This is a genomic window from Pseudoalteromonas sp. XI10, from assembly GCF_001469895.1.
In the GTDB taxonomy this organism is placed as follows: domain Bacteria; phylum Pseudomonadota; class Gammaproteobacteria; order Enterobacterales; family Alteromonadaceae; genus Pseudoalteromonas.
This window is the reverse complement of the sequence record NZ_LOPY01000019.1, coordinates 164,813-181,352: the sequence shown is the minus strand read 5'-3', so window position 1 is coordinate 181,352 and position 16,540 is coordinate 164,813. Positions and strand designations below refer to the sequence as shown.

Annotated in this window: 18 protein-coding genes; 8 read left to right on the top strand and 10 right to left on the bottom strand. The window is 40.9% G+C overall.

Annotation, left to right across the window (positions count from 1 at the left end):
• Positions 1-19: 19 nt before the first annotated feature.
• The 3 genes from AUR67_RS03925 to AUR67_RS03915 form a co-directional block, all read right to left on the bottom strand.
• Positions 20-544, bottom strand: a complete 525-nt coding sequence (locus tag AUR67_RS03925; RefSeq protein WP_054552060.1) for an RNA methyltransferase — start codon at positions 542-544, stop codon at positions 20-22.
• Entirely contained in the window at positions 544-1,041 is a 498-nt protein-coding gene (locus AUR67_RS03920; RefSeq protein ID WP_058584202.1) for a YcgN family cysteine cluster protein, read from the bottom strand. Before AUR67_RS03920 ends, AUR67_RS03925 begins: the two co-directional genes overlap by 1 nt.
• 76 nt (positions 1,042-1,117) lie before the next feature.
• Complete coding sequence (locus AUR67_RS03915; RefSeq protein ID WP_058584201.1) at positions 1,118-2,941, bottom strand: DUF885 domain-containing protein; 1,824 nt, start codon at positions 2,939-2,941, stop codon at positions 1,118-1,120.
• 147 nt (positions 2,942-3,088) lie between these two features.
• Here AUR67_RS03915 and AUR67_RS03910 point away from each other — a divergent pair, with 147 nt between their 5' ends.
• The 4 genes from AUR67_RS03910 to AUR67_RS03895 all read left to right on the top strand — a co-directional run bounded on the left by AUR67_RS03910 (position 3,089) and on the right by AUR67_RS03895 (position 8,392).
• The gene (locus AUR67_RS03910) at positions 3,089-4,357 is read left to right on the top strand and encodes a metal-dependent hydrolase family protein (RefSeq protein ID WP_058584200.1); all 1,269 of its coding nucleotides are present in this window, start codon (positions 3,089-3,091) and stop codon (positions 4,355-4,357) included.
• A 196-nt stretch (positions 4,358-4,553) separates the two neighbouring features.
• A complete protein-coding gene (locus tag AUR67_RS03905) occupies positions 4,554-6,965 on the top strand; it encodes a TonB-dependent receptor (RefSeq protein ID WP_058584199.1) in 2,412 nt (803 codons plus the stop codon).
• A gap of 171 nt (positions 6,966-7,136) precedes the next feature.
• On the top strand, positions 7,137-7,997 hold the full coding sequence (locus AUR67_RS03900; protein ID WP_058584198.1) for a tetratricopeptide repeat protein: 861 nt from the start codon (positions 7,137-7,139) through the stop codon (positions 7,995-7,997).
• A gap of 98 nt (positions 7,998-8,095) precedes the next feature.
• Positions 8,096-8,392, top strand: a complete 297-nt coding sequence (locus AUR67_RS03895; RefSeq protein WP_058584197.1) for a hypothetical protein — start codon at positions 8,096-8,098, stop codon at positions 8,390-8,392.
• A 213-nt stretch (positions 8,393-8,605) separates the two neighbouring features.
• Here AUR67_RS03895 and AUR67_RS03890 read toward each other — a convergent pair whose 3' ends face one another.
• From AUR67_RS03890 to adhP, 5 genes are all read right to left on the bottom strand, one after another.
• The gene (locus tag AUR67_RS03890) at positions 8,606-8,878 is read right to left on the bottom strand and encodes an energy transducer TonB (protein WP_235591783.1); all 273 of its coding nucleotides are present in this window, start codon (positions 8,876-8,878) and stop codon (positions 8,606-8,608) included.
• 122 nt (positions 8,879-9,000) lie between these two features.
• Entirely contained in the window at positions 9,001-9,420 is a 420-nt protein-coding gene (locus tag AUR67_RS21240; RefSeq protein WP_058584196.1) for a hypothetical protein, read from the bottom strand.
• A 106-nt stretch (positions 9,421-9,526) separates the two neighbouring features.
• Entirely contained in the window at positions 9,527-9,925 is a 399-nt protein-coding gene (locus tag AUR67_RS03880) for a hypothetical protein (protein WP_058584195.1), read from the bottom strand.
• Between the two features lie 129 nt (positions 9,926-10,054).
• Positions 10,055-10,480: a hypothetical protein gene (locus tag AUR67_RS03875; RefSeq protein WP_058584194.1), complete on the bottom strand. Its 426-nt coding sequence runs from the start codon at positions 10,478-10,480 to the stop codon at positions 10,055-10,057.
• Positions 10,481-10,937: 457 nt separating this feature from the next.
• On the bottom strand, positions 10,938-11,948 hold the full coding sequence (adhP, locus tag AUR67_RS03870) for an alcohol dehydrogenase AdhP (protein ID WP_054563854.1): 1,011 nt from the start codon (positions 11,946-11,948) through the stop codon (positions 10,938-10,940).
• A gap of 250 nt (positions 11,949-12,198) precedes the next feature.
• Here adhP and AUR67_RS03865 point away from each other — a divergent pair, with 250 nt between their 5' ends.
• Both AUR67_RS03865 and AUR67_RS03860 read left to right on the top strand, forming a co-directional pair.
• Positions 12,199-12,756 carry a GbsR/MarR family transcriptional regulator gene (locus tag AUR67_RS03865; RefSeq protein WP_054552053.1) on the top strand — a complete coding sequence of 186 codons (558 nt, stop codon included), beginning with the start codon at positions 12,199-12,201 and terminating at the stop codon, positions 12,754-12,756.
• A 253-nt stretch (positions 12,757-13,009) separates the two neighbouring features.
• Positions 13,010-13,423 carry a hypothetical protein gene (locus AUR67_RS03860; protein ID WP_058584193.1) on the top strand — a complete coding sequence of 138 codons (414 nt, stop codon included), beginning with the start codon at positions 13,010-13,012 and terminating at the stop codon, positions 13,421-13,423.
• Positions 13,424-13,546: 123 nt separating this feature from the next.
• On the opposite strand, the gene AUR67_RS03855 is transcribed toward AUR67_RS03860, so the two are convergent.
• Together AUR67_RS03855 and AUR67_RS03850 are read right to left on the bottom strand one after the other, a co-directional pair.
• Complete coding sequence (locus tag AUR67_RS03855) at positions 13,547-14,572, bottom strand: lytic transglycosylase domain-containing protein (RefSeq protein ID WP_058584192.1); 1,026 nt, start codon at positions 14,570-14,572, stop codon at positions 13,547-13,549.
• Complete coding sequence (locus tag AUR67_RS03850) at positions 14,565-14,846, bottom strand: YcgL domain-containing protein (RefSeq protein ID WP_054552050.1); 282 nt, start codon at positions 14,844-14,846, stop codon at positions 14,565-14,567. The genes AUR67_RS03855 and AUR67_RS03850 overlap by 8 nt, the downstream gene beginning before the upstream one ends.
• Positions 14,847-15,002: 156 nt before the next feature.
• On the opposite strand from AUR67_RS03850, the gene minC reads away from it, so the two are divergent.
• Together minC and minD are read left to right on the top strand one after the other, a co-directional pair.
• Positions 15,003-15,725 (top strand): septum site-determining protein MinC, encoded by a 723-nt coding sequence (gene minC / locus AUR67_RS03845; protein WP_058584191.1) that lies wholly within the window; start codon positions 15,003-15,005, stop codon positions 15,723-15,725.
• Between the two features lie 5 nt (positions 15,726-15,730).
• Positions 15,731-16,540, top strand: coding sequence for a septum site-determining protein MinD (gene minD, locus AUR67_RS03840; protein ID WP_054552048.1), 810 nt, complete (start codon positions 15,731-15,733; stop codon positions 16,538-16,540).

The following is a 16,540-nucleotide window of genomic DNA, read 5'->3' as shown; positions in this document are numbered from 1 at the left end:
TTTGAATCTAAAAAGAGCGCTATTTAGCGCTCTTTTTTTGTTGCCATTTTAGTGAGTTGTTAGTGTCTCGACTATTACAAATGGTGTCGTTTGAACTCTCAATACCACCGAGTTTGGCAAGTCGGTCGTACAGCACAACATTGCAGGTTGCGGCTAGGTTCATACAGCCTATAGTTGGTACATAAACCACTTCATCACACCATTTCAGCACGTCTTTACTGACCGAGCCATCTTCAGGGCCAAACACATAAAATGCGTTTTCAGGGTGCTTAAATTCAGGCAGCGGCGTTGCACCTTCAACAAGCTCAATCACCACCGTTGTGGCACCTTCAGGCTTTGCTTGCTCAAGGCTTTCAACTTGTGTTAGGGGAATATGCTCAAGCACATTTTTGGTATCGGTGTGATACTTATTAGCGCGTAAATAGCGGCTACCAGTAAAAAAAACCTGCTTGGCATTGTAACAACCCGCGGCACGTAATACCCCACCCACATTGGTTGGGCTTTTTGGGTTTAACAAGCCAATGCTTGCTTTAAGGGCGCTCATTAATCAATGTCTCTGGTTGGCCAATCGGCCACATAAAGATCAAAGTCATCAAGGTCTACATCACAGTCTTTCACTGTTTTGTCACGCACAGAAATACCCAGCTCATGCATCATATCTTTACTGCCACCGTTCAACAGTGGGTGCCAAGACGCAAGGCCACGGCCTTCGTAAAGGCGACGGTAGCTACAGCTTTGCGGCATAAAAAAGATATCTTTTAGGTTTTCTTTAGTGAGCTTTACACATGAAGGCACCAAGGTTTGGCGGTTCGCATATTCGCTACACCCACAGGTGTCGTTGTCTAGGTATTGGCAAACGATATTAGTGAAAATGAGTTCTTCACCCTCGCGAAGTTGATCCGTTGCGGTAAATTCATCTTCGTCTTCACTGTCGATAAATGTGTTTAAACAACATTTACCACAGCCGTCACAAATGGCTTCCCATTCGGGTTGTGACATTTGCTCAAGCGAGCGCTTAAGCCAAAATTGATCTTCTAACATGGTATTACTCAAAGCCCCTAAACAGCGCGCATTCTAGCGTAAAGCCAGCATGCGCGCAAAGTTTAGCGTGTTTGAACTACTTTTGCTCGTTAACCCAACGCTTAATTTTCTCTTCAAGAATTGGCATAGGTAATGCGCCATCAATCAGAACTTGCGTATGGAAAGCTTTTATGTCGAACTTATCGCCTAGCTCTTTGCTCGCGTAGTCACGTAATTCTTGAATTTTGAACTGACCTAACTTGTACGACAGCGCTTGGCCCGGCCATGCAATGTAACGCTCAACTTCGGCGATAATGTCGCTTTCTGCCATTGATGAGTTAGCCAACATGTAATCAATACCTTGTTGACGTGTCCAACCTTTCGCGTGGAAACCAGTATCAAGCACTAAGCGCATTGCACGTAATTGCTCATCTGATAAACGGCCGTACCACATGTAAGGGTCGGTAAATAAGCCCAGCTCTTTACCTAAGCTTTCTGCATACAATGCCCAACCTTCTGCAAATACCGTGTAGCCACCGAATTTACGGAATAGTGGTAACCCTTCAATTTCTTGTTGCAAGGCAATTTGAAAGTGGTGACCCGGCGCGGCTTCGTGAATAGACAAGGTTTCAAGTAAATACTTAGGCTGTGCTTTTAGGTTAAAGGTATTGATATAGAAAATACCCGGGCGCGAACCATCTGGTGCTGGCGACTGGTAAGATGCACCCGCAGCTGATTCAGCGCGAAAATCTTCAACTGCTTTTACAACGTATGGCGCTTTTGGCGCAATATCGAACATTTGTGGTAGCTTAGCATCAATCTTTTCTTTTACAGCTTCGTACGCGGCAATTAACTCTTCTGGCGTATCGTAGTAAAACTCATCTGAGGTTCTTAGGTGTTCAAAAAACGCTTTTAAATCGCCTTCAAAACCGACAGTCTCTTTGACTTTTTTCATCTCAGATAAAATACGCGACACTTCGCTTAAGCCAATGTCATGAATTTCATCGGCGTTTAAGCTCAGCGTTGTATGCTGCTTAATTTGATACTCATACCATGCTTTACCATTTGGCAGGTCGCTGTAACCAATGCTTTCACGGGCATTTGGAATGTATTCATTCGCTAAAAAGTCAGCCATTTTTTGATACGCAGGCACTAAACGCTCGCTGATCATTGCCGTGTATGCGCTTGTTAGCTGTGCTTTTTGCTCGTCGCTAAAAGACTCAGGTAACTGAGCAATTGGCCCCCAGAATAGTGACTCTTCTGGTTTTTCTACAATATGAGTTTGAAATTGCGGTAATAGTTTTTCAGCAAGCGGCTTAGGAAGAACCACTTTGTCTTTCATGCCTTGGCGCATTGATTGCTCAACACTGTCTAACCACGCGATGAAACCATCAGCACGTTTTTCAAATGCTTGATAATCTTCAACCGTGTTAAAAGGTTGTGCACTTTGCCCAGAGCCTAGCGCAGCAAAAGTATTGTGCGCCCCGCCCATTTGGTTAATCGGCATTAAGTAACTTGGAAATTGAGCGCCTTCAATCGCAAGGTCTAAATCGCGGGCTAGAATTTCGTAGCTCAATAATGACTGACCCGTTAATTGCGCTTTGTCGATATTTGCTAGTTTGTTTTTGTATTCTTTAACAAAATTAAGCTGCTCATCGCGGTTTGCTTTACTAATAGGTGCAATAAATTGGTCGTTATATTCGCTACGGCCAATGTAAGTACCACCAATTGGATTAAACTTTAGGCCTGCTTCAAAGTAGTCTGCTAGTAATATATCAAGTTGCTCTGTGGCTGACGTTGCGCTTGGTGCTTGTTTGCTTACTGCCTGAGTTGTTTTTTCGTTGCTTGGCGTTGATTCATTACAACCAAGTAATGCAAACATCACCGCTGAACTAAGTAGTGCTAGTTTTACGTTTTTCATTCTTTCCCTGCCCTTATATTAAGTACGCGTAAATTATGAGGGTTTAGTTCCCTATTTAGCAAGTATCGCTGCAACTTATCGCAGTCTATTTACACTTTGTAAGCTGATTGCTAGAGTGGCGGCTCGACTTACCAATTTTGAATAAAAATGAAAAAGACAGCTCTTGCTATTAGCCTAGGCCTAGCTTGCCTAACCTCTTTAAATACCTACGCAACCACCTACTTATCGGCAAAAGCCATGGTAGATGTAAATTCAGGTAAACTGATTAAATCACCACTTGTTAGTATAGATAACGGTCAAATTACAGCCGTACAAAGTAATAAACAGCCTAGCTTAAAAGACGGCGATAAGCATATTCAATTACCAGAGCTGACTCTGGTGCCAGGTTTAATGGATATGCATGTGCATTTAACGAGCGACCCTACCGTGCCACGCAGTGAGCGAATTGGTCAATCGATTCCGCGCAAAGCAATTAAAGCGGCGCACTTTGCCGAAAAAACACTGTATGCAGGTTTTACAACGCTGCGTAACTTAGGCGCAGAAGGCTACAGCGTGATTGCAGTACGCGATGGCATTAACGCAGGCGATATTGTTGGCCCACGTATTTGGGCGGCTGGCCCGTCTTTAGGTGTTACTGGCGGTCACTGCGATAACAACCGTTTACCACCAGAAATGAAATACACCGCCGAAGGCGTTGCTGATGGCCCTTGGGCTGTGCGCGCTAAAGTGCGTGAAAACATTAAGTACGGTGCCAATGCCATTAAGTTTTGTGCAACAGGCGGCGTTTTTTCAAAAGGCACAAAAGTCGGTATTCAACAATATAGCCAAGACGAAATGAACGCCATTGTTGACGAAGCTCATTTACGCGGCCTAACCGTTGCAGCCCATGCGCACGGTACCAGTGGTATTAAAGCGGCCATTGTTGCCGGTGTAGACAGTGTTGAGCACGTTAGTTTTGTTGATGACGAAGCCATTAAACTTGCGAAAAAACACGGCACTTGGTTCTCAATGGATATTTACAACACTGAGTACACCCTTGCCTTTGGCGAACAAAACGGGGTTGCAGAAGAAAACCTCAATAAAGAACGCCAAGTATCTAAAAAACAACGTGATAGCTTTAACCGCGCAGTAAAAGCAGGCGTAAACATGGTATTTGGTACCGATGCAGCGATTTACCCGCATGGCGATAACGCAAAGCAGTTTTCGCGTATGGTTGAGTTTGGTATGACACCGCTGCAAGCATTGCAGTCTGCCACCATCAATAGTGCCAAACTACTTAAAGCTGACGATCAACTTGGCCAAATCAAAAGCGGTTTCTTAGCCGATATAATTGCCGTAAAAGGCAACCCACTTGAAAACATTGCAGTACTTGAAGATGTACAATTTGTTATGAAAGACGGTAAAGTTTTTAAATAAGCTATTATGCTGGCTTTGCATTAGTGAAGTCAGCAACCCTTCTTTGTATCCATATCGTAAACAAAATTACCAACCATAAAACCAGTTGTTAGCAACTTGTATCTAAACAAAGAAATTACCCAAAACAGATAAATAAAACTTGAAATGAAAATAGCTCGCATTATCATTGCCGAAAAATTTCGACAATTTACCTATAATGACGACATATAAATACTCAATTTTAGCTCTAGCCTGCTTAAGCGCATTCAATGCAGCCGCCAACGATTTAGATTCAGTTGAGCGTATTACCGTTTACGACAAACAAAACCGTGTAGTACTTGAATCTGGCCTTGCCACTAAATCAAATATGACCCTAATGGAAACGCCAGCCCCGGTTGTAGTTGTTGATCAAGAGCTTATCAACTCGCAAGGCGCAACAAACTTACAAGACTTAGTACGTAACATCAGTGGTGTAACCCAAGCCGGTAATAACTACGGTATTGGCGATAACTTAGTGATCCGCGGTTTAGGTGCAAACTATACATACGATGGCATGTACGGCGGTGCAGGCCTAGGTAACACCTTTAACCCAACCCGCTCAATGACCAACGTTGAATCTGTAGAAGTACTTAAAGGCCCTGCAACGGGCTTATATGGTATGGGTAGCGCAGGCGGTGTTATCAACCTTATTGAAAAGAAACCACAATTTACTGAGCAGCACATTGTTAATGTTGAGCTTGGTCAATGGGATAGCTACTCATTAGGCTTTGATAGCACAGCAGCATTAACCGACAACCTTGCTTATCGCGTAAATGCAAAAACTGCTCGCAGCGATGGTTACCGCGACTTAAAAGACGACCGAGATGAAATTTATGGTGCGTTAAAATATGTATTAAGCGACAAACAAGACATCATGATTTCTGCCGCTTATATCAAAGATGCCATTGCCGTTGATTCAATTGGCCACCCTATTCGTATTTTTAACAGCGACTCAGTGAATGGTAAAACCGCAGGTGAAGTAACCGCTGCCGATTTAATTAACGATGCAACGGCAAACGGTCTGCAACTAACCGATCAGCAACGTCAGCAATTAGCAGATTCACTGGCAGCAAATGATGGCTTAACACCTTACACCTTTGGCCATAACGGTATTATCTCGCCAATGGCGAATGATAACGAAGGCGAAGAACTACGCTTTAAGTTAACTCATAATTACTTTATTACAGATAATTTATTTTTAAATCAGCAACTACAATACCGTAATTACGAATCAAGCTTTGCCCGCCAAACGGGTGCTTATAACTATGTTTATTGGAACCGCAGAGGCGTGATCAATGCCGACCCGCGCGCTCCTTTAGTGGTAGATGATGTACTTTACCCATTTGCCGCTCGTCGCCAAGAGTACCGCCAAGTAGAAGCTGACGAAAAATCATGGCAATACTTTGCTGATTTGCGTTATGACTTTAGCTTTGCCGGAATCGATAACGAACTACTTGTAAACGCCAACTACGAAGACCGCGATATTCGTTTTAAACAATACTCAATTTACGATGCCGACAAAGTCATTAAAAACAAAGATGGAGAGGTTATTTACCAAGGTCAATTACCTTACATTTTTGATATTCGTAACCCGAACTGGGGCGAAGGCAGCTTTTTTGATTACGATCCGCTAAAAACCAGCGATTACAACAAAAAGGTTCAGGCTTGGGGTGTGGGTATTCAACATGTTGCCTATATTGACGACACTTTCACAACCCGTGTAGGCGTTGCCTTTAACCGTATTAAACAAAGCTACGAACACTTTGGTGTTGATGCGCGCTACCGTGCAAGTGCCGCCGAGCCAACACCAGAAGCAGATACATCAGACAGCGGTATGACCTACAACCTAGGTGCAACCTACAAACTGAGCGATGATATTTCGTTCTTTGTAAACCACTCTAAAGGTCGTACAGCCTACAGCGTGCTTGGTAGTGTATCGGGAAACGAAGCTGACCGCGATGACGCCGAGTCAGTCAGTAACGACATTGGTATGCGTGTAAAAGCCTTTGACGATCAACTACTAGCATCACTTGTGGTATTTGATAGTGCCCGTACAAACCTTGAGTATGCCAACCCAGATTACGAAGCCGGTGTATCTGATGCCTCAGTACCAAAAAGCTTTTACGATGGTGAAGAGCAAACCAAAGGTGTTGAACTTGATTTAAATGCCGATTTAAACGAGCAGTGGAAACTTAACGTAAACGCGGTGTATCAAGACGCCCGCGATAAGAAAAACCCTAACTCATCATCTTTCGATACTCGCCAAAAAGGTGTGCCTTATGTAACAGCAAGCAGCTGGTTAAGCTATGACGCTAAATGGTTTGATTTAGCCGAACCACTGACAATTAGCGCAGGCGTGCAATATGTTGATGACCGCAGCACTAACTCAACCTCGTTTGGTATTCCTGATGGCTACGTACCAAGCTACACGGTATACGACGCCGCAATTCAATACCAAACAGATGATTGGAAACTACAGTTAAACCTAAATAACTTGTTTAACAAAACTTATTACTCAAAAGCAATGTTCTTAGGCGGTATGCCAGGAGAAGAGCGTAATGCTAAATTAACCTTTAGCTACACACTTTAATTGTGAGTTGATAGCAAAAAGCGCGGCTTAGTTAAGCCGCGCTTTTTTGTTTGGATTTTGATATTGAATATAAGATGATAGATTTTAGATGAAAGATGATTATGCAGGGATTTTGTGAATTTTAAGGCAATTTTTCTAGTTGCAACGCTAGTTTCATTTAAAGGAATCGCAATGGAAAACACATACTTCACATGGGCGGAGTTCTCTAAAAATTATAACGATGAAATTAATAGTGCAGATTCTGTTTATTTCAGCATGGAGTCGAATGGCTTAACACCGTATTCAATGCTCGCTTTCGATTTTCATTTTCTTTCTGACAGTAAAGCCAAATTAAATAATTTGGCTTTACTTCTGAAAAATAGTTACGGATTTAAAGTTTTAGAGCCAGTTAAGACCGAAAATGGTGTATGGGATTTATCAGGAAAAACGAGTCCCTTCCCTGTAACCGCAGATAACTTGGTGTATTGGACATTAGATATGTACAAAAGAGGGTACGAGTTTGATGCAAAATTTGATGGGTTTGGAGCTCCATTCGATGAAAACAATCAATTTTTTCCGCCATTTGAGGCAACAACAGCAGACGAATTTTTTAACAAAGGTTTTGATTACTATAATCAAGGCAATCTTTCTGCTGCCATTGCGCAATGGACAAATACACTTAAAGTGAATAGCAAAGACGTAGACGCTCTTTATTCGAGAGCGATAGCAAAGAATGAATTATATGCTTCTAATGCTGCAATGATTGATTATGATAAAGCGATAGAGATAGCACCAAACTTTTCTAGCGCATTATTAAATAGAGGAGCGTTAAAAGATGACAACGGCGATCATCTGGGGGCAATAGCTGATTATGGTACTGTAATTGAAATTATCCCGAAGGATGAAATTACATTGCAGCGCGCTTACGCTAATATGGCAAACTCCTTCAAAGCCTTAGGCGATTTAGAAGCCGCTTGTCAGAATTGGAAAAAAGCAAAAGAGCTTGGTGCAGATTACGTTAATTCACTACTAGCAGAATACTGCAAGAGTTAGGTAGGCTATTACAGTCTGAACTGTAACTTCGATGAGAGTTGATAGGATAACAGCCAAACTTTAGATATACATGTTATGAAATACCATAAGGTCTGCCATTGAAATACTACAATTCGACAATTATAAAGACTGCAGCAAAAGCATCGTTTTTTTATATCACTTGGCTAGTTGCATTAATCGGTATTCCAATAGTGTTTTTTAGGGATGGACTTGATCTCATTGAAAAAGCCTTATTATTCACAGGGCTTCTGTTATTTTTCTGGTTGATGTATTTGCTTTTATGTATTTCATTTCATCGATTTAGTATGCGAAATGAACAAAGTCGTATCAGCTATTTAGCTAAAGAGGATATTGAAAAGGGTAAAGAAATAGGTACATATTTGGATGGTTGGTAAGCATTCAAGTTTTATAAATTTGAGTATGTATAGTCTCATTTAAAAATTAACCCGACAGGTTAGCTAGTTTCAAAATGGTGTTCCATTTATATGCTTGAAACGAGTATCGTCGAATATAAAATAATTCCTTTTCAATTCAAGGTTAGCACCCACTTTTAGCCTATTGTGATTGTTTAAAACAAAGAATGAGTAATATGAGCTTTTATTGGATTATTAATTTTCGTCATTCAACTCAAAATCCAACCTGACTTGCAATTCCTTTTGAGCAACTTGAACACCATTTACAACTTTAGGTTTGAATTTCCATTTCTCCAAGGCAATAACAGCTTCTTTATCAAAAACGATAGACGGATTTGACTCAAGAACTTTGATATTAATAGGATTTCCATTGCTATCAATATCGAACGAAAGCAAAACCCAGCCTTTTGGAACAGGTTCCAGATTAGAAGAAGCACACCCCGATAAAGCATAGATAAGACAAATCAATATTAACTTATTAATTTTGAATATCCTTTTGACAGTTACCGACCCATTTAGGTTGTAAGTAATACAACGGGATCTTACGCTCCAATAATTAAGCACATAATCAATGCATGATAAATTGCTTATTAATCCCACCAAACTGCTACTGGTCGGGTTTCAGCGGGTATTTCATAAGCCTCGTAATCTTGATTAACAAAGCCCTCCCAAATTTCGTCGGGTTTTAAGTGTTCAGGGAACCATAAACCTACCTCAGATTCAGAAGCAGAGGTCATTATGTACACTGTATCCGAAAATGGCCAATCTGGATCATCAAAAGCAGACACTTGAATTCTAATATCCTTTACATCAGGTCGGTGGATAATAGCCTTAAATACTCTTAAAAAATCATTGGGATGCGGAATATCAATTAAATTGCATCCTATGCTTCCTACTACATCGTTTCCCTCGAAAAACTCATCAATTGAAAGTAATGGTCTTGGTGTCTCCGGGTCATCTGGATGACCGTTGCGACATACTCTTTCAGTGATTCTTTCTAGTGCTTCCATGGATAACTCTCTCCTAATCAATAAATTTATAGTTCGCTGACACTGTTTAAAACAATGAAAACAGCCAACTGTTAATTTACCCACTTACTGTCTTGTTATAACCCCTTTACTTACCTGTTCTTATTTGAGGGAGTTGTATTTGCAATATAACAAATGCAGGAATCAATGGTAAAAAAGCCAACCAAGATAATGGATTAACAACCCAAAACCAGATGAACCAAGCTTCTGCGATAATTAAAAGAAGTAATTTATTAACGCGCTTGAAAAGAATACAGTCACCGATAGCTAATAAAGGTAAACCAAAACATAACGAGCCAAATAAGACTTTAAATGGGTGCGGAGCCTCAATTTGAATGTTTTTTATCACAGAAAAGTAAAATTCGCTCCCATAGCTAGACAACAATGGGCTCATTAGTAAAAACACCCAAACTGTGCTCCAGCTAGCATTACGCTGATGCTTAGAGTGGATTCTATTTTTTTCTTGAAGCTTGCTCAATGAATCCATTTAATTCAGGCTCTCTCTAGGTAGATAACGAAAAACTATGTGTTGTTGTGCTTGGTTAAAATTAGTCCCTAGAGCGCACACCAAGGTTTTGCGTCCCAACGAGCGGTAGCTAGTACCATAATTTGTTTGTTATACTTTTGACTGAGCAAAAAACTGCCTCATGCCAGTACTATAGAACACATAGTACGCCCAAGAAGCAATTATTGCCCCACCTATTACTACCCCAGTTAAAGAATAAAAAGACATGAAAGCAATAATAGATGCCCAGTATAAAAAAGTACCTACACGGCCAGCCCAGTGTTTATTCACTGAAGCGAAGCAAATTGCAATGATTAGTATGCAAAATAATAGGAAACCAGGTGCCAAGCCTGTTAACCAAAATTCTTGGTAAGTAAGGCTGCGCCCATTCAACGAATACTCTCCGTTTGGCCAAGGCCAGAAAGCAAAAAGTACTATCAGTGAATATGTTATTGAGTTAAGTATATGCTGAAACTGGAACAACTTTGGCATCCCTTTCGTTTCTTTGAATACTCTCATGAATTTATTAAAAATCATCCGTGATGCCTGTTCGACGTATAATAATTTTTATATTGCACGCTTCGCGCATCTTTCTGCAGATGTCACGATCATGTATTAATAAATCTATTCTTAACAAATAACGTAATGTATTACCAACTATAATTTTTTATTAATAGTAGAGAGACTCAGAAAAATAAAATACGCTCGTAGCTTGTTTTCTTGAATATGGAAGCACAACAAGAAAACTATATATTTACACAGTTCCTTATATTGGTAATGACATAAAAGTTAGTGGTATGTCAGATTTATGGAGTTTAGCCAATAGCATTAAATGCATAGCACTGTATCGGATCGCTCAAAGCAGACCTATAGAGTAATTACGTTAACTCATCTAGAGGCAATAAAGAGTTACTGTACCCTGCTTTTTAGCATATAAAAAACTGTCAGGTTCAATTGATTACTCAACAAACCTGACAGCGTTAACTGACTCAGCTTAAAGCGTCATCACGATTCGGCCTGTGATATCGCCTTTTAGCATGTCGTCAAATATATCGTTGATATCTTCGAGGCGTTTTTCTTCAATAATTGCTTTAACTTTACCTTTAGCAGCAAAGTCGAGGCATTCTTGTAAGTCTTTACGCGTACCAACAATTGAGCCTACAACAGACACCCCATTTAACACGGTGTCGAAAATTGGCAATGGCATATCTTCTGGTGGTAAACCTACAAGTACGCATTTACCGCCACGGCGTACGCTTTTATAAGCTTGCTCAAAACCAGGTTTTGATACGGCCGTACACACAACACCATGTGCCCCACCCACTTGTTCAAAAATGGTTTCTGAAGGCACTTGCTTCATAAAGTCGATGGTGATGTCTGCGCCAAGCTCTTTGGCTAGTGCCAACTTGCTCTCGCCGGTATCAACGGCAATCACATTAAAGCCCATTGCTTTTGCGTACTGCACTGCCAAATGACCTAGGCCGCCAACACCGACAATTGCCACCCAATCACCCGCTTTTGCATCAGTCACTTTAAGCGCTTTATAGGTTGTAACCCCCGCACAAAACAAAGGTGCGGCTTCTGCAAAGCCTAATCCTTCAGGAATTTTAACCACGTAATCACCATGGGCTACACAGTACTCGGCGTAACCACCATCAACTGAATACCCTGTGTTGTGCTGCTCAAGGCATAAGGTTTCTTTGCCTTCTAAACAAAACTCACAATGACCACAGGCACTATATAACCAAGGAACACCGACACGGTCGCCTACTGATAAGTGTTTAATGTTTGCACCTACTTTTTCGATAGTACCTACCCCTTCATGGCCCGGTACTAATGGCATTTTCGGTTTGACGGGCCAATCTCCATGACAAGCATGTAAATCTGTGTGGCACACCCCACACGCGGCAATTTTAACTAGCACATCGTTAATTCCCACCTCTGGGCATGGGATATCTTCGATAGTTAATTTACCTTTGTACTCTTTATTTACTGCAGCTTTCATAACGTTCCTCCATGGTATTATTGGATTTCAGCCTATACGATAAACTTATTAACTGTCACTATTATTGATCCACATCAAATAGCTAACCACTGCGGCATTTAATTAAACTACACTTTAAATTCAATAACTTAAATTTTAAATATGGCGTATCTATACTTTAGTAGTAGCAGATTGCATAGTGGCTATTTCTTTTAGTTATACCCCGAGCGTGCTAGCATTTAATTTCTGAAATTTTTGAATACTAAAAATTATGAGCCTATCTGAAAAAAACTTAGCTTTTGTTATGCACTGCGGTGAAATGGGTAGCCGTTGGGGCTTTAACCGCACCATTGGTCAAATGTGTGGATTATTAACCATTACTAAAGAGCCTATGACCGCCAATGAAATTGCCGATACTTTAAGTATCTCGCGCGGAAACGTCAGTATGGGCATTAAAGAGCTACAGTCTTGGCGCTTAATTAAAGTGCATCATATTCCGGGTGACCGTAAAGAATACTACGGCCCTGCTGGCAGCATTTGGGATATGGCCAACCGCGTATTCGAAGAGCGTAAAAAGCGCGAGATAGACCCAACCCTTAGCCTGCTTCGCGATAACATTTTAGAAGAAGCCCACAATGATGATGAGCGCTTTGCTCAACAGCAAATGCAAGAAATTCATGACCTACTGGAAACTGTAACCAAATGGTCAGCAGAGCTACAACGCTTAAGCCCTGAGCAACTTCAAAGCCTAATGAAACTGGGTTCTGGCATTGGCAAGGTACTTGATTTTAAAGACAAGATTTTGAAAAAGCCGGGTAAAGGGGAATAAGTTAGCGAGTTTCAAGGGGAAAGTTTCGAGTTACAAGAGTAAAGTTTGTAGGAGGCGTTTTAACGCCGAATATTTGAGGTTCACTGCTGAAGCCGTTCCTACGGGATTCATCGTTACCATGAAACTTGTTTCGCGCGCACTCTTGTAGGTCGTGCTTTAGCGCGTTTTGAATGGATAATCATAACTAAACTTGCCTTTGCTATACTAATAACTAAGCGTTTATTTACGTTCTGACTTAAATGGATATTAAGCTATGTATAAAGAGACAGAAATAAATTACTCGTTAATTATTATTTTATTAGTAATTAGTGCCTTTGTAATTTTATCCCCTGAACTGGCTGACCTCAAAATAATTATATTATCGATAAACCTGGTTGTTACTTTGTTGTTCTTTTCGCTCACAATAGTCATCGATGAGCAAACGCTTCGTTGGTATTTTGGGTTTGGGATTATTAGCAAAGATGTTGAATTATCTCAGATTGCACAGACCTCAGTTTACAAAACAAAGTGGTATCAAGGGATTGGCATTCGTATGCTAAACGATGGCTGGTTATACAATGCGTCAGTTGGACAAGCCGTTAAAATAACTTTAAATGACGGAAAAAACATATACCTTGGCTGTAAAGACGCTGATGCACTGCAAAAAGCACTCAATATAAACGTTTAAATGTTTTATCGATGGAAAAGTTTGCGAGTTTGTAGGAGGCGTTTTAACGCCGAATAAGTTAGCAAGTTGCTCGGGTAAAACTTGTAGCTTTACCCTTGGACCTTGCTAACTTTTATTAATCAATTACTTAATCGCTGGGTAACCGATGCGATCTGATAAGTAACCAACACTGGTTGCAAAGTAATACGAGCGATTCCAGTGCATAAGTGCTTTGTAGTTATCGTAGGCTAGATACATACGGCCGTTTACGTCATCTGGCATTACCATTGCGGCGGTAACATCAACGTTTGGTAGGTCGCTACCATCCATTTTACGAACACCGATTGCTTGCCAATCAGCAAGGCTGCGCTCTGAATCTTTCCAATACTCTAACCATTGGCTGCGTGTTCTAGTGCCACGCTTAAGAATATTTGCGTTATCAAAGCCTTCAGGTAATTTAACTTGGCGACCCCAGGTTAAATCATCGTTCCAACCTGCTTGTTTAAGGTAGTTAGCAATTGAAGCGAATGCGTCTTCTTCTGTGGTCCAAATGTCTTTGCGGCCATCACCGTTGTAATCAACAGCGTAAGCGTTAAATGATGTTGGCATAAACTGCGTTTGCCCCATTGCACCAGCCCAAGAGCCTTTGAACTTATCTAGGGTAATGTGGCCCTCTTTTAAGATATCAAGCGCTGCCCAAAGTTGGTTTTTATACATGGTTTCGCGGCGACCATCAAAAGCAAGTGTAACTAATGATGCAATTACACTATGACCACCTTGGATTTTACCAAAGTTACTTTCAAGGCCCCAAAGTGCAACAATAAAACGTGCCTGAACGCCGTATTCTTTGGCTACTTTTTCAAGAACGTCTTGGTTTTCTTTGTATAACTTACGCGCGCGGTCAATTTTCCATTGCGGCACACGTTTTGGTAAATAAGTTTCGAGGGTTTCTTTTACTTCTGGCTGATTTTTATCAGCTGAGATCACTTTCTTTTTGAATTTAGCTGTTGCAAGTGCTTGATCAACTAAGGCTTCATCATAGCCTTTTTCAAGTGCTTCTTTTTTTAATGCTGCAACGTAAACGTCAAAATCAGCTTGTGTCTTTTGTTCTGCCAATACTGAAGTACTTAGTGAAGCACTGAGTAAAATGACGGCAAGTTTTTTAATCACTCTCAACTCCCTTGTCTTTTTTAAATTGGGTTAACAGATTTTCTTCCGGCGGAGGTAATTGCAAGTAGAACCCTTGGTCAATTAACGCTTGCTTAACCGCGTCTAAGTCTGCCACACCTAACTTTTCGCGGCTTGCTAGATTAATCATCATCACGTACTTAGGTTGACCAAACGTTTCTAGTAATGGTTCAGGTACGCGTGAGAAATCATCTCTTTTTTCTACAAAAAGGTATGTATCCGCTTTTTTAATACTTTTATACACCGCAGTTAGCATTATGGCCCTATAATATCTTGCTTAACGAAGGCGCACACTATAACATGAGTGATATAATAAGTTAGAAAAAATAGATTAGATTTTTACTGTATATGCCTTGTTCAGCCTGTGTTTATACTTAAATAATGCTAATCCAGACAATTCAATTGAGCGTGTATGTCGGAACAAATTTTTGAATTAAAAGGGAACCTTTTTACGTTATCTGTTTTACATTTATTTTCAGCAGATACAGCCCTTTTAAGTAAGCAGTTAGATGAGAAAATCGCCCAAGCACCTAAGTTTTTTGCCGGTGCGCCTATCGTAATCAACTTAAGCGACGTACAAAACTTAAGCGACGTACAAGATGAAGCGCTTGATTTCTCTTTCTTAAAATCAATGTTAAGCGGCCTTTCGTTAAACCCTGTTGGGGTTTGTAATGGCTCTCAAGAGCAAAACGAAAGCGCAAAAGCTGCGGGCCTGTCGGTGTTAAATTATTCACAAGACGTTAAGGGTGCAACCGCTAAACAACAAACAAATACATCTATCGTTGAAAAAACCGTTCACCTGCCTGCGCAAGTTATTCATGGCACTGTACGTTCGGGCCAGCAAGTGTATGCAAAAGACCGCGACCTAATCGTAATTGGTGCTGTAAGTCATGGCGCCGAAGTGATTAGCGATGGCAACGTGCACATTTATGGCACCCTTCGCGGCCGTGCAATTGCAGGGGCTAAAGGTTACAACGAAGCAAATATATTTTGCCAAAAATTAGAAGCAGAACTTGTTTCGATTAATGGTAGTTATTGGATCAGCGACTCTCTACAAGGTGAACACTGGGGCAGCGCAGTACAAATCCAACAAAAAAATGATTCATTAGAAATTTCAGCTTTGGTTAAAGGATAAATCTCATGGCAAAAGTGATTGTCGTTACTTCTGGTAAAGGTGGTGTTGGTAAAACCACATCGAGTGCTGCGATTGGCACAGGTTTAGCGCTTAAAGGCTTTAAAACCGTTATTATCGACTTTGATATCGGTCTACGTAATCTTGACCTTATCATGGGTTGTGAACGCCGTGTTGTTTATGATTTCGTAAACGTAATCAATGGCGAAGCTAACTTAAATCAAGCACTTATTAAAGATAAGCGCGTTGATAAGCTACATATTTTACCTGCCTCACAAACCCGTGATAAAGACGCCCTAACCCGTGACGGTGTTGAGCGCGTACTAAACGAGCTGAAAAAAGATTTTGATTACATTGTGTGTGATTCTCCAGCGGGTATCGAAGCTGGTGCAATGATGGCAATGTACTTCGCTGATGAAGCGATTGTAACAACGAACCCAGAAGTATCATCAGTACGTGACTCTGACCGTATTCTTGGCATTTTACACAGCAAATCAAAACGTGCTGAAGAAGGCCTTGAAAGCGTAAAAGAACATCTACTATTAACTCGCTATAATCCTGAGCGTGTTGAAAAAGGCGAAATGCTTTCGGTAGAAGACGTACAAGAAATCTTAGCGATTAAACTGCTGGGCGTTATTCCTGAATCACAAGCTGTACTTAGTGCATCGAACTCTGGTCAACCGGTTATCCTTGATGGTGAATCGGATGCAGGCCAAGCATACACAGATGCAATCAATCGTTTATTAGGCGAAACTGTTGATTTTCGTTTCTTAGACGTAGAGAAAAAAGGCTTATTTAAACGGATTTTTGGAGGTTAA

What these genes read in the sequence shown, in the direction of transcription:
- AUR67_RS03925 (WP_054552060.1), bottom strand. Translation starts at nt 544, where the DNA reads ATGAGCGCCCTTAAAGCAAGCATTGGCTTGTTAAACCCAAAAAGCCCA.
- AUR67_RS03920 (WP_058584202.1), bottom strand. Translation starts at nt 1,041, where the DNA reads ATGTTAGAAGATCAATTTTGGCTTAAGCGCTCGCTTGAGCAAATGTCA.
- AUR67_RS03915 (WP_058584201.1), bottom strand. Translation starts at nt 2,941, where the DNA reads ATGAAAAACGTAAAACTAGCACTACTTAGTTCAGCGGTGATGTTTGCA.
- AUR67_RS03910 (WP_058584200.1), top strand. Translation starts at nt 3,089, where the DNA reads ATGAAAAAGACAGCTCTTGCTATTAGCCTAGGCCTAGCTTGCCTAACC.
- AUR67_RS03905 (WP_058584199.1), top strand. Translation starts at nt 4,554, where the DNA reads ATGACGACATATAAATACTCAATTTTAGCTCTAGCCTGCTTAAGCGCA.
- AUR67_RS03900 (WP_058584198.1), top strand. Translation starts at nt 7,137, where the DNA reads ATGGAAAACACATACTTCACATGGGCGGAGTTCTCTAAAAATTATAAC.
- AUR67_RS21240 (WP_058584196.1), bottom strand. Translation starts at nt 9,420, where the DNA reads ATGGAAGCACTAGAAAGAATCACTGAAAGAGTATGTCGCAACGGTCAT.
- AUR67_RS03880 (WP_058584195.1), bottom strand. Translation starts at nt 9,925, where the DNA reads ATGGATTCATTGAGCAAGCTTCAAGAAAAAAATAGAATCCACTCTAAG.
- AUR67_RS03875 (WP_058584194.1), bottom strand. Translation starts at nt 10,480, where the DNA reads ATGATTTTTAATAAATTCATGAGAGTATTCAAAGAAACGAAAGGGATG.
- adhP (WP_054563854.1), bottom strand. Translation starts at nt 11,948, where the DNA reads ATGAAAGCTGCAGTAAATAAAGAGTACAAAGGTAAATTAACTATCGAA.
- AUR67_RS03865 (WP_054552053.1), top strand. Translation starts at nt 12,199, where the DNA reads ATGAGCCTATCTGAAAAAAACTTAGCTTTTGTTATGCACTGCGGTGAA.
- AUR67_RS03860 (WP_058584193.1), top strand. Translation starts at nt 13,010, where the DNA reads ATGTATAAAGAGACAGAAATAAATTACTCGTTAATTATTATTTTATTA.
- AUR67_RS03850 (WP_054552050.1), bottom strand. Translation starts at nt 14,846, where the DNA reads ATGCTAACTGCGGTGTATAAAAGTATTAAAAAAGCGGATACATACCTT.
- minC (WP_058584191.1), top strand. Translation starts at nt 15,003, where the DNA reads ATGTCGGAACAAATTTTTGAATTAAAAGGGAACCTTTTTACGTTATCT.
- minD (WP_054552048.1), top strand. Translation starts at nt 15,731, where the DNA reads ATGGCAAAAGTGATTGTCGTTACTTCTGGTAAAGGTGGTGTTGGTAAA.